General features: G+C 76.2%; 5 protein-coding genes. 1 reads left to right on the plus strand and 4 read right to left on the minus strand.

What is annotated here, in order from left to right; genetic code table 11:
- Positions 1 to 189: 189 nt before the first annotated feature.
- The 3 genes from FRAAL_RS18850 to mftR all read right to left on the minus strand — a co-directional run bounded on the left by FRAAL_RS18850 (position 190) and on the right by mftR (position 7,368).
- Positions 190 to 5,025, minus strand: coding sequence for an HAD-IC family P-type ATPase (locus tag FRAAL_RS18850; protein ID WP_011605440.1), 4,836 nt, complete (start codon positions 5,023 to 5,025; stop codon positions 190 to 192).
- Between the two features lie 10 nt (positions 5,026 to 5,035).
- Positions 5,036 to 5,602, minus strand: coding sequence for a hypothetical protein (locus FRAAL_RS18855; protein WP_231861095.1), 567 nt, complete (start codon positions 5,600 to 5,602; stop codon positions 5,036 to 5,038).
- Positions 5,603 to 6,774: 1,172 nt separating this feature from the next.
- The gene (gene mftR, locus FRAAL_RS18865; protein ID WP_011605443.1) at positions 6,775 to 7,368 is read right to left on the minus strand and encodes a mycofactocin system transcriptional regulator MftR; all 594 of its coding nucleotides are present in this window, start codon (positions 7,366 to 7,368) and stop codon (positions 6,775 to 6,777) included.
- Between the two features lie 179 nt (positions 7,369 to 7,547).
- Between mftR and FRAAL_RS18870 the strand changes: the two genes are divergently transcribed.
- The gene (locus FRAAL_RS18870; protein ID WP_011605444.1) at positions 7,548 to 11,852 is read left to right on the plus strand and encodes a mycofactocin system FadH/OYE family oxidoreductase 2; all 4,305 of its coding nucleotides are present in this window, start codon (positions 7,548 to 7,550) and stop codon (positions 11,850 to 11,852) included.
- A gap of 59 nt (positions 11,853 to 11,911) precedes the next feature.
- Here FRAAL_RS18870 and FRAAL_RS18875 read toward each other — a convergent pair whose 3' ends face one another.
- Positions 11,912 to 13,225, minus strand: a complete 1,314-nt coding sequence (locus FRAAL_RS18875) for an FAD-dependent monooxygenase (RefSeq protein ID WP_011605445.1) — start codon at positions 13,223 to 13,225, stop codon at positions 11,912 to 11,914.
- Positions 13,226 to 13,244 lie beyond the last annotated feature (19 nt).

Consider the following 13,244-nt stretch of genomic DNA (forward strand, 5'->3'; position numbering starts at 1 on the left):
GCCGTCATCCTCGTGCTGACCACCCTGGTCCGTCGCTGGCTTGGTGTGCCGGGCGGCCAGCGGGCCTGACCCGGCGGTCAGCGGGCCTGATCCGGCGGTCAGCGGGCCTGATCCGGCGGTCAGAGGGCCGCCCGCCGCCTCGGCCGGGCCACCTCGCCGCCTCGACCGGGTCAGCCCGGATCCGGCGGGTCAACGCGGGCCGGGTGACGTCTGGGCACTGTGCCGCCTCGCCGCCCGCCAGGCCGCGAAGGTGGCCGCGCCGGCGGCGCCCAGCGCGATGCACCAGCCGACCGGCCCGACCGGGCGGGACCCGAACAGTGCGCTGAGCACGGGCATCTGCACCAGCACGGCGAGCACGACCACGTTGGCGATCGCCGTCGTGATGACCAGTGGGTCCCGGCCCGCGAGGGTCAGGGTCTGGCCCAGCTGGGCCCCGACGAGCGCGAGCAGCGCGACGGTCGACGCGCGCCGCCGGCTGCCGGTCAGCCGGGCGAGCAGCCAGGCGGCGCTCGCTCCGCCCGCGGTCGCCCCGCCCCGGATCAGCAGGATGCGTCGCAGCGGGCCGGTGAGCCAGTCGGTCGCCGCCACGCCGCCGCGGCGGACACCCCCCGGCCCGGCCGGGCTGGTCCTGGGCAGCGCCCGCTCGGCAGCCTCGCCCGACCGGGGAGACTCCACGCCGTCGACGGCGCAGGGCCGACCGCCCTGCGGCGCACGACCCCGGACGGCGAGCGCCATCGCCGGGGCCATGTCGGTCAGCAGGTTGACGAGCAGGAGCTGGCGCGGACTCAACGGCGCCGTCCCCCCGAGGGCCGTGCCGAGGACGGTGAACGCGACCTCCCCGGCGTTGCCGCCGACCAGCACGGACACCGCATCGGTCACCGCCCGCGACATGCCCGCGCCCTCCTCGATGGCGTCGACCAGACGCGTGACGTCGGCGTCGGTGAGCAGCAGGTCGGCGGCGCCGGTGGCCGCCGCCGACCCGTGGCCGCGGACGGCGACACCGACGTCGGCGGCGCGAATGGCGGCGGCGTCGTTCGTGCCATCCCCGGTCATGGCCACGACGTGGCCACGCCGGCGCAACGCGAGGACGAGACGCACCTTCTGCTCGGGGGAGATGCGCGCGAACACCGTCGCCTCCTCCACCCGACGTGCGTAGTCCTCGTCGCCCAGCGCCGCCAGCTCCGCGCCGGTGACGATGTGGTCGGCCCCCGGGACGCCGAGCTCGGCGGCGATCGCGCCGGCGGTCACCGGGTGGTCCCCGGTCACGACGAGCACCCTGATACCGGCCTCGACCAGCCGGCGCACGGCCGGAGCGGCCGACGGTCGAGGCGTGTCGGCCAGGCCGAGGAAGCCGACGAGTTCCAGGCCGCGCAGCTGCTCCGCCCGCATCGGGGCGGTCCGCGCGAGCGTGGTCCGACCGGGTGACGGGTGGTCCGCACGGGCGACGGCGAGGACGCGGAGCCCGCGCCGGGCCAGGTCCTCGGCGACCGACGCCGCCGCGCGCCGCCGGACGGGCCCCAACCCGCAGCGGTCGAGCAGCACCTCCGGGGCACCCTTGACGGCGAGCTCCACCGTCCCGTCCGGGCCACGCAGCAGCGTGGCCGCGTATCCACGCGCGGTCTCGAACGGCGTCTCCGCCAGGCGCTCCCCCCACGGGGCAAGTCCACGGGCGGCGTCGAGCACCGCCCGGTCGGTGGCATGCGGCACCGGCCCGCCCGGCGCGGGACTGGCCCCGGCCGCGATCCGATGTACGGCTGCCGCGGCCGGGTCGGTGGCGGCGACCCGACGCCACCGGGCGGCGGCGGGCACACCCGCGGTACCGTCCGGCCCCTCCCGGGCGCCGCCCGCGCGGACCACGACGTCGCGCAGCACCAGCCGCCCCTCGGTGAGGGTGCCCGTCTTGTCGAAGCACACGGTGTCGACGCGGCCGAGGGCCTCGACGGTGCGGGAGGAGCGGACGAGCACGCCGAGCCGGGCCAGGCGGCGTGCCGACGCCATCTGCGCGACGGTGGCGACCAGCGGAAGCCCCTCGGGGACCGCGGCCACCGCCACGGCCACTCCGGCGTTGACGGCGGACCGCAGCGACGTGCCGCGCAGCCAGGACAGGCCCGCCACGGCGACTCCGCTGATCGCGGTGAGCGGCATCGCCAGCCGGGTCAGGTCGGCGAGCCGGGCCTGCACGCCCGGCGGCCCGCCGTGGCCGACCGCCGCCTGCCCCGCCCGACCGGCCTCGGTCGCCGCGCCGACGGCGACCACCACCGCCCGACCGGACCCCGCAAGCACGGTCGTCCCCTCGTAGAGCATGTTGCGCCGCTCGGCGAGTGCGGCGCCCGGCGTCGGGGCGATGTCCTTCACGACGGGCACCGACTCCCCCGTCAGGGAGGACTCGTCGACCTCCAGGGACTCGGCGTGGACCAGGCGGGCATCCGCGGGCACCACGTCGGCGGCACGCACGTCGACGAGGTCGCCCGTACGCAGGTCACTCGCGTCGACAAGTGCGGTCCCCGCCGTCGTCACCAACCGGGCCAGCGGGGTGTGCCGGGCCACCAGGCGGCGCATCACCGCCTCGGCCCTGGCCCGCTGCGCGCCGCTGACCACCGCGTTGGCCACCGACACGCCCGCCACGAGCGCCGCGTCGACCGTCGAGCCGAGCACCGCGCTCGCGGCGGCCCCGACGAACAGCACCGGGATGAGCGGATCGCGCAGGTCGGAGAGCACTGCGCCGGGGAGGCCACGGACGGTGGACGCCATCGAGCCCAGGGCCCGTCCGGAGGTCGGGGACTCGTTGGTCCCCGCGGCCGGCCGGCCCGTCGGTGCCGGACCGTCGGACCGCGCCTCCACGGTCGTGGTCCCCTCGGGCGGGTCCGGCCGAGGGGAGTCCGGTTCGGCGGTGTCGGCGACGGCCAGATCCGCCGGGTCCCGCGGACCGGCGGTCAGCCGGCGTCGCACGGTGTCCGCGGACAGGGCATGCCAGTCCGTGCGCCAGGTGGGCGCCGGCGGGTTGCGCCGGTCGGCGCGGCTCGCCCCGAGCGCGCCGAGGGCCATCGCGGCGAGCGCGGCGGCGCTGACCGGCCCGCCGCGCAGGAGTGCCGCGGGCCGGATCAACGCCGCCCGGCCCTGGCCCGTACCGGCGTCCTCGCGTCCCAGACCGGCGATGGTGGTGAGGACGGCCAGGGCCGATGCGGAGTGGGCGAGCGTCGCCGACCGACTGCTGACCGCCGCGGCGACCGGCGGTAGCTGCAGGATCCGCCAGGCGTCGGTCAGCCCGTCCGCGCAGATCAGATCCGCGGACCAGGGCGGCCGGGCACCAGGGGTGTCCACTCCGACGGCGACGTCCGCGCGGAACAGCGCGTCGGCATCGCCGGGAGCGACCACCGACGCCTGCGGTCGTTCACCCCCGGCCACGACGGCGACCACCCGGCCGGCCGCCTGCAACCGCCAGACCTCGGTGTCCGCGGCCGTGCCCGCGGGCAGCACGGTGTCGACGAGCGCGGCGAGCTCGGCCGTGCTGGCGTGGGCGGTGAGCACGACGGTGCCGCACGACCGGGCGGCGCGCAGGAGCGCCTCGGCGAGACCGTCGAGTTCGGCGCCGAGGACGGCGCGGGCGCGACGGCGTCCGACGCGAAGCTCGACGGGTAGTCCGGACGGGTGCAGCGCCGAGCGCGGCCCGCCGGCGTGCACCGCGACCATCCGGGCGGACCCCTCCCGCGCGACGACGTCGCCCGGCTGGAACATCCGCCGCGGGTCCACCTCGTCGACCAGTCGGTCCGTGCGCGACCACGTGGCCGCATCGGCGGCGGACAGCACCCGCATCCGCTCCCCCAGCAGGACCGGCGCGCAGACGACGACGGCGTCGATCCGATCGAGTCGTCGCAGGCTGGCGGCGTCGAGGATCAGCACGTCCCGAGCGGACAGCCGGCGCGCCGCCGTGGCCGCGAAGACCTCACGGCCCAGTCGGGCCGCTCGCGGCACGGCCGCCAGTACCAGCTCGCCGCCGACCCGCGGGGAGCCCGTCGCGAGCAGACCGGCCGCGCCGACCGCGAGCCCGACGGCGGCCATCCGCTCGGCGCTGCGTTCGAGCGGGCCGGCGGGAAGCGGGCGGGGCCGGTGTCCCCGCGCGCCGGCGCCGAGCTCGCCGGGCGACGGGGTGTCCGGGAAGGCTCGCCGGCCTGGGACCGCACCGACCGACTCGGACGCAGCCGCGGGCGAGACACCAGACTGGTCCGCCTGGGCGGTGCGGCGCAGCAGGTCGGACTGGCGCCGGAGGAACACCGCCCGTTCGGCGAACAGCTCGCCGACGGCCGCCGCCCGGTGGGCCACGCCGACGACGAGGATGTCCGGGCTCTGGGTCACCGCGCCCGCCCCCGCGCCGAGCAGGCCGATCACCAGGTCGGCACCGCGCTGGCCGAGGCGGCGTTCGACTGCCCGCCGGACCCACGGTTGGTGATCCACGAGCGCCACCACGGCTCCCGCCGCGCGCGGTACCGCGGGTACCCGGCACACTCGGGCCACCACAGCGACGCCGAGCGCCGCGGTGTCCACGCCGAGCGCGATCATCGCGGCGGCCACCGGCTCCGGATCCCCCGGGTAGGCGGAACCATCCTGATCACCGTCCACGCCGGCCCGCGTGTACCCGGCGTCCGGGCCCGGCTCGCCGAGGGCACCCTGGCGCAGGACTCTCTCCGCCGCGTCGACGGCCTCGACCAGCTCCGCCACGTCCACCCGATCGGAGTCGAAGCTGATCAGGACCCGCCCCAGGGCCTCGTCGACCTCGGCCCAGTCGACGCCGTCCAGGCGATGCAGTGCGGCGACGACCGCGCGGTGCAGCCGGCGCCGGTGGGCGTCGGCGACCGCCGGATCCGGCTGGGTGCCCTCGGGCCAGGGCGGATGAACCTCGATGTGCGCGTCGCCGTCCCGAGTCCACACGTGCCGCGGTCGCCGCTGCGACCGGGTCAGCTCGGTGCTCAGCGTCCGCACGAGCACCGCCGCCGCGGCCCTGGCCGCGGTCGGGCCGGGCAGTCTCACGTGCGGAGGATCAACCTCGAAGGCGAGGCCGAGCCGCGCCGCCGCTGTGACCGTTGTGACCAGACCGCTCGGCGCCAGACCGCTCGGCACCAGGACGCGAGGAACCACGCCCCCGGGAACCGGGTTCGTGGCGGCCGTTCTCGCTGTGGCCGTCGCGGTCGGACAGCCCGCCGGGCCCGTGTTCGGCATGCCGGAACCGGCGCCACAAACCGCGCGGGCCGAGTCCGGTGGGCAGCTCCGCGCTGATCTCGACCTCGGCCTCCCGCTCCCGCGCAGGAGCAACCTGCGATCCCACGGCATGCCCGGCCACATAGGTGCCGGCCGCGATGGCCAACGCCACCGGCCACTCGATCAGCTCGACCACGGCCAGGGTGCCCAGGCCCAGGTAGTAGGCGGTGCGTCCCGGGGAAGGCAGGCTCAGCGGCCCCACCCGGACCTGGCCGCCCGGCGCGGGTGGGGGGGAGACCTCGAAATGGGCGGTGACGAAGGGAAGTCGTAGTGTCGCCGTACGTAGCTCCGTATGAGTGTCCTCGCGGCGAGACGCCCGGGTGGCCCTCCCCACCGGCGTGGAGCTCACCCGAAGGGCCGAGGAAGCTGTCACCCGGCTGCCTGCGGGATTTCGGACGGTGCCGCGTGCGCTCACCGCGCGGCCCGACGTCGTCGCCGTGCCGCGACCCGATGCCGGCCTGGTCACGGAGGCCCGCGATGTCGTGGGACGCTTCGCCGCGGCGGCCCGGCTGCTTGCAGCGCGGGTCGTGGTGCTCCCGGCGGCCGCCACCGACCGGCCGCCGCCGGCGTCACCCGACGCCGACCTGTCCGTTGCGGAGTCGGCGACCGCCGAGGCCGTGCTGCCGCGCCCGGACGCCGCCCGGGTCGGCGTCGACCGGCTGGCGGGGCCCGTTCGGGCGGCCCCCGCCCGCGCGGTGGTCGACCGGGCGGGCGTGGTCCCTCCCGCGGTCTGCGTGGTCGTCCCGACGGAGGCCGACTCCGTCGGCGCCGCCGCGGCGGACCGACCGGCCGGGGCTGCCGCCCGAGTCGCGCTCGCCCGGGTGGAGCCGGCGCGCGCGGGGGAGGACTTCGCGCTCGCCGGGCCCGACTGTCCCGCCCTCGCGGTGCCGGCCCTGGCGGTGCTGGTCTTCGCCTCGGTGGCTCCCTCTGCGGCGGTCCTGCCGGCGCCGGACTTCGCGGTGGTGGTTCTGGCGGTGGACGTCCTGGACGGCCCGGTCCCGGAGCCGGATCGTGCGGACCCGGGCGTGGCAGCCCCGGACTCGGCAGGTCCGGATGTTGAGGACCCGGGCGTGGCGGAACCTGCGCCGACGGAACCTGCGCCGGTGGCACCTGCGCCGGTGGCACCTGGGGGCGTGCCGGCCGAACCTGCCTGCGATGCCGACGCCCCCGCGGACGCCGGGCCTGGCCGGGAGCCGCCGTCGCCCGACGATGCGGCATCGTCGGCAGGTGACTGCGAGGCAGACAGGGAGGTCGGGCTGACCGGGGTCCCGGCGACGGTGCTCTGGCGCGTTCCAGCGCTGCTCGGCCCGGCGCCGTTCCTGGAGCTCGTGCTTGCCATGGAGCGCTTCCTCCCCGTCAACCAGCCGGCCGTTGACTCCGAGGAGTCAGCGGACTGCGTCGATGGGTGCACAGCCTCGCAGCTTCGACGCCGGAGCGCTACCGCTCACCGCAATGATGCGACTACTTTTCGTTGCGACGTGCGCGGGCGGAGCAGCGCCGGGCGGTACGGCCGCCCGGCGCTCAGAAGGCCGCGAAACCGGTCGCAAGCAGCCCGAGCGCCTCGTCGAGGATTGCGACCAGGTCCGTGCCCTCCTCCCGCAGCCACTGCTCGTACGCGGTGACTGCGACCCCCAGGTGCGCCGCCGCGACCGCCTGCGGCGTCAGGGCGTCTGCCGGCTGGCCGACCCGGCGGGCGACGAACTCGGCGAGGACGCCACGCCAGCTCGCGTAGCGCAACGTCGAGTGCGCCTGCAGGGCGGGGGTGCGCAGGATGAGCGTCATCCGGCGACGCAGCCAGGCACCCTCCGCGGGCGGATAGGTGTTGAAGTCGAGAATCGCCCGGCGCAGCACGGCAACCGTCGGTTCGCCCGCCGCGGCGGAGGCCAGCGACGCGCGCATGACCTCGAGCTGGCCGTCGAAGTCGCCCCAGGGGACGTCGTTCTTGGAGGCGAAGTAGCGGAAGAAGGTACGCCGCCCGATCCCGGCCGCGCGGGCGATGTCGTCGACGGTGGTCTCCTCGAACCCACGCTCGGTGAAGATCTGCAGGGCCAGGTGTTCGAGCTCCGCCGCGCTGGTGGCGGGCCGGCGGCCGGTGCGTCGACCGTCGGCACCCATGGTCACACCGGGGGGCATCACTCGCCCCTCACCCCACTTCACTTCACTTTCGACACCGAGTGCCTTTAATGTCCGAGGCGGCGGGTGACGCCCGGTCGTCCCGCGTCGCGGGCACGCCGGACCCGTTGGCCGGCGGGCCGCACCCCACCTGCTACCCACCATCACCGTAGAGGAGATCGATGCGGCCCGGGGAACCGGTGGGCGCACCGCCCGTGCGCGCGGTGGTCCCACCCACCCGGCTGAGCCAGGCGATCGTCCTGCGCGGGGGGCGGCGCGCGCCCTCCCGGGTCCTGTTCGGACCGCACGAGACCAACCTGGGCCGGGGGCGGGCGTTGTCCGAACGCCATGTCGCCTACTACGAGCGGCGGGCGGCGGGCGGCGCCGGCGTCATCGTCACCGAGACCGCCTCGGTGACCTCCGACGACTGGCCCTACGAACGGGCCCCCCTTGCCGCCGAGTGCGGGTCCGGCTGGGCGGCTGTGGCCCAGGCGGTCCGGCCGCACGGGACCGTGCTGCTGGCCGGTCTGGGCCATGCCGGCGGGCAGGGATCGAGCGCATGGTCGCAGCAGCCGCTGTGGGCCCCCTCCCCGGTGGCCGACGTGGTGAGCCGGGAGGTCCCAGCCGAACTGGACAGCAGCACGATCGCGAGCATCGTCGCGGGCTTCGCCGCCGGGGCCGGCCGGGCGGTGGCGGCCGGGCTCGACGGAGTGGAGATCGACGCCGGGGTGTTCTCCCTGCTGCGGCAGTTTCACTCGGGGTTGACCAACCGGCGTGGCGACGACTACGGCCGGGACCGGCTCCGGCTGACCCGGGAGGTCCTGACGGCGGTCCGCGCGGCCGTCGGCGACACGCCCATCCTCGGCCTGCGGCTGTGCTGCGACGAGCTGGCGCCCTGGGCGGGCATCACCGCGGACCTGGCGGCCGGCCACGTCGGTGCACTGGCCGACCTTGTGGACCTGCTCGTCGTCGTCCGTGGCGGCCCGTTCGCGACGGGTGCGTACCGGCCCGATGCGGCCACCCCGCCGGCCTTCAACACCGATCTCGCCCGCCGGATGCGCCGCGCCGCCGCCGGCCGGGTGCCCATCGTCCTGCAGGGCAGCGTGGTGGACACCGCCGACGCCCAGCAGGCCCTCGACTCCGCGGCCGCCGACGTCGTGGAGATGACGCGCGCGCTCATCGCGGAGCCGGACCTGGTGGCGCTGGTCCGCGCGGGCCAGGGCCACCGGGTGCGTCCGTGCGTGTTGTGCAATCAGGCGTGCCAGGTCCGGGATGTCCGCAACCCACTGGTGAGCTGCATCGGCGAACCCGCGAGCGGCCACGAGACCGTCGAGCCCGGGCCCGGCGGACGCGCCGCGACACCGGTGGACGTCCTCGTCGTCGGCGGCGGCCCGGCCGGGCTGGAGGCTGCACGCGTGCTGGGCGCCCGCGGGCATCGGGTCCGACTCGCCGAACGCGGCGCCCACCTCGGCGGGACGCTGCGGATCGCCGCCCGTGGGCCCGGGCTCCACCGGCTCGCCGCGCTGGCCGACTGGTGGGCGGCCGAGTGCCGCCGCCTCGGGGTGCGGATCGACCTGGACACCGACATCGGCGTGGAGGAGATCGACCGGCAGCGGGCGGCCGGCGGCGTGGTGCTGCTCGCCACCGGCTCGGTCCCGGCGCCGCCCACCGCGCGGACCGACCTGCCCGCCCCCGACGCCGACGCCACGACAGAGGTCCTCGACGTGGTCCACGTCCTGGCGGCGGGGCCGGCGGCCCTGCCGCAGGGGCCGGTGGTCGTGCATGACCCGCTCGGGGGTCCCGTGGGGGTGGCGACCGCGCACTGGCTGGCCGAGCTCGGCCGGCCGGTCACGATCGTGACGCCCGACCCGGTGGTGGGCGCCCGACTGGCCGCCGGCGATCTCGCGCCGGCGAACGTCCGGCTGGCCCGCGCGGGCGTCCGCCGGCAAGTGCGGACGTCGGTGCGCGCGATCGGTCCGGACGGGCTGGTACTGGAGGACGCCTGGACGGGCGAGCGGCAGATCCTCGCCTGCGCCGCGGTCGTCGACTGCGGTCCCCGGCTGCCGCGGGACACCCTGCACTCCCTCCGCCCGGACCTGCCCCGGGCGGGGGACGCGATCGCGCCGCGGACCATCCTGGCGGCCGTCCTCGAGGGCCGTCGCCGAGCACGGGAGATCGGCGCCGACCGGCCCGACTCCCCCCGACCGGACCATGACCTCCCCCGCCCCGGCCGTGTTCGACCCCCCCGGTCGGATGATGCCCCGGGCGGGCCGACGGGGCCGCAGGGGCCGCAGACGTCGGGCGGGCCCCGGAGGCCGCAGGGGCCGCACAGGGGTGGGGCTGCGGGGTCCGGCGGCGCGGGGGGTGGTGAGGCACCCGGGCTCCTCACCCCGCAGCGGATCGGGCCGCTGACACTGCACAACCGGATCGTGTTCTGCGCGCACCTGACGAACTACGCCGACGAGGGCCTGCCGAACGTCCGTCACGCCGCCTACTACGCCGCCCGGGCAGCCGGCGGAACCGGGATGGTCATCACCGAGGAGCTCACCACCCATCCGGGCGACCGGCCCTACGAGAAGATGATCCGCGGTTTCGATCCGGCGGTGATCCCCGGTCTGCGGCGGATCGCCGACGCGGTCCACGCCCACGGGGTACCGATCCTCGCCCAGCTCAATCACAACGGCGGGCAGTCCGCCTCGACCTACACCCGGCTGCCCGTCTGGGCGCCGAGCGCGGTGGCGGACCCGATGTTCCGCGAGGTGCCCAAGGCGCTGACGGAGTCGGAGATCGCCGAGGTGGTCGCCGGTTTCGCGCGCACGGCCGCACACGCCGCGGCGGGCGGGTTCGACGGCGTCGAGATACAGGGCTCGCACAGCTCCCTCATCCGCGGGTTCCTGGCGCCGGCGACGAACCGGCGCACCGACCACTACGGCGGCCCGCTCGCGAACAGGGCCCGACTGCTGCTGGAGGTCATCGAGGCGGTGCGGACCGCGATCGGCCCCGGCCGGGTCCTCGGCGTACGGCTGTGCGGAGACGACGGGGTCGAGGGGGGCATCACCCTCGCCGAGGCGGTCGCCGTCGCGACGATGGTCGAGGCCACCGGCGCGGTCGACTACCTCAACACGGCCATCGGGGTGGCGACCTCGACGCTGCCCCTGATCGTGCCGAGCATGCAGGTCCGCCCGGGCTACGCGGCGCACATCGCCGCGGCGATCCGGGCGGCGGTCGACCTGCCGGTCGTCGCCGTCGGCCGGTTCACCGACCCGGCGCAGGCCGAGCGGGTCCTGGCCGCCGGCCAGGCCGATCTCGTCGGGGTCGTCCGCGGTCAGATCGCCGACCCCGCCTTCGCCGCGACGGCCCGGGCAGGGGGGCGCGGCCGGAGTGGACGCGGCGACGACGGCCGAGACCAGGACCACCGGCACCAGGAGGACCACCGGGAGCGGGACGACCGGTCTGGCGGCGGCACCTGCGTGGCCTGCAACCAGGAGTGTGTGGGCCGGACGGGGCGCAATCGCTGGCTGGGCTGCCTGGCCAACCCCCGGGCAGGCCGGGAGGCGGTGACGCTGGCGCCACCGCGTCGGCGCGGACGGCGGGTGTACGTCGTGGGGGGCGGCCCCGGGGGTCTGCGGGCCGCTGTCACCGCGGCCGCGCGCGGGCACCGCGTCACCGTGGTCGAGCGTGGCGATCGGCTTGGCGGCCAGATGCTCCTCGCCGCTCAGCTGCCCGGCCGCGGCGGGCTGCGCGCTCTGGTCGACGACCTCGCCGTCCGCCTTGGCGGGCTCGGCGTCGAGGTGCTGCTGGGTACCGTCGCCGACACCGATCTCCTGCACGCCGCCGGCCCCGACGCCGTCATCCTCGCCACCGGATCCCGACCGGCCCGGCCCGACTGGGCGGGTGACGATCCACGGATCGTCGGCGTGCGAGAGGTGCTGACCGGCCAGGCCCACCCGCGCGGGCGGGTGCTCGTGGTGGACAGCACGGGTTTCCACCAGGCCCCGTCGATGGCGGAGCTGCTCGCCGCCCGCGGCGCCGATGTGACGGTGATCAGCGACGCGATGGTCGTCGGCCAGGATCTCGGCCTCACCCTGGACCTGGAGCGGTGGAACCGACGAGCGGCCGCCCTCGGTGTCCGGCAGGCCGGCGACCTCGTGGTGACGGATGTCGGCGACGCCGGTCCCGCTCCGGCGGGATCCGCTCCGTGCGGTCCGCCCGACGCGTCCCGCCGCTCCGGTCGGGTGGGCCAGGCCGGTCGCGCGGACCATGCCGGCGAGCTGACGGTGAGCGTCACGCACCATCCCACCGGGGCGGTGCGGCGCCACGCGGTGGACTGGGTCGTCCATACCGAACCCCCCCGAGCGGAGGACTCGCTGTGGTCCACGCTCCGGGTGAATGCCCCGTTCGAGCTACACCGGGTCGGCGACTGCCTGGCCCCACGGCGCGCGCACGCCGCCATCCTCGAGGGTGACCGGGTGGCCCTCCTCCTTTGAGTAGCACGAGGCGGGAGTAGCCGAGGCGGCGGAGTAGCCCGAGGCGGCGGGGCCGCAGCTCATCGAGCCGCCCGCTCGGACAACTCGGCCTGCTCGGGCTGCTCAGCCCGCTCGGGCTGCTCGGCACGCGTCGCTACGGGTTCGCCCCGACGGCGGGCCAGGCACCAGCGGCCGCCCGAGTTCAGGCCGCGCAGAGCCCGGCGGACCGCCGGGACCTGGGTGGCACGGTGCACCCGGTAACGCCACGGCGGCTGCGGACCGTGACGCCCGGCCATCGCGTAGGCGAACGACACCGCGTCCAGGTGGCCGTCCCGGCCGCCCACCTCGTTGCTCTGCGCGTCGCCGTCCCGGCCGAGGTGGCGGTCCGCCTGCTCGAACCAGGTCATGCTGGTCCGCGCCGCCGCCTGCACCGGGCGCAGCGCCAGCCGACCGCGGGCGTCGAAGGACCGCAGTGCGGCGGTCAGGTCGTCATCGTTGTCGTCGAGGATCCGCGCGAGCATGACCGCGTCGACGATCGCCAACGCCGTCCCGGATCCCAGGGTGAAGTGGGTCGTATGGGCGGCGTCCCCGAGCAGCACGACGTTGTCGTGGTACCACCGCTCGTTGCTGATCTCGGAGAAGCGCTGCCAGCGGGCGGTCCGACCGCGGCACTGACTGATCAGGCCGTGGCCGTCCAACGGCTCGGCGAAGATCTTCTCCAGCTCTCGCAGGGTGTCGGCGTCGCCACGCCGGTCGAAGCCGAGCCCCGCCCAGGTCCGCGGGGTGCACTCGACGATGCACGTGCTCAGGCCCGCGCTGGACGGGTAGGCGTGGCACCAGATCCAGCCCGCCGGGGTGCGTTCGAAGTCGAAGGCGAAGGTGTCGAAGAACCGGTCCGTCCCCAGCCAGATGTAGGGATTGCTGCCGGTCGTGAGGCGGGTCCCGAACGGGTTTCCACCGGCCTGGCGCACCCGGCTGTTGGCGCCGTCGGCGGCCACGACCAGGTCGGCGTCGGCGAACGGAGGCAGACCGTCGACCTCGTGGCGGTAGGAGATCCTCACCCCGAGTTCGGCCGCGCGCCGCGCGAGGATGTCCAGCAGCGTCGCCCGCTGCATGCTGAAGCCGTATCCGGCCAGGTAGGCCGCGCCCGCCCCCGCGACGCTGATGCGCTGCTCCTGCCAGAGAGTGGACTGCGCCCGGATCTGCCGCGCGCTGCGCGGATCGTTGCGGAAGAAGACGTCCAGCAGGTTGTCCCAGTAGACGACCCCCCAGCCGTAGGTGGCTCCCGGGGGGTCTCGTTCGATCACCGTGACCTCGTGTGCGGGATTGCGCAGCTTCGTCGAGATGGCGAAGTACAACCCCGCCGGTCCACCACCCACGCACACGACGCGCATACCAGATCCTCCCGATCCG

This window comes from Frankia alni ACN14a, assembly GCF_000058485.1.
GTDB lineage: Bacteria > Actinomycetota > Actinomycetes > Frankiales > Frankiaceae > Frankia > Frankia alni.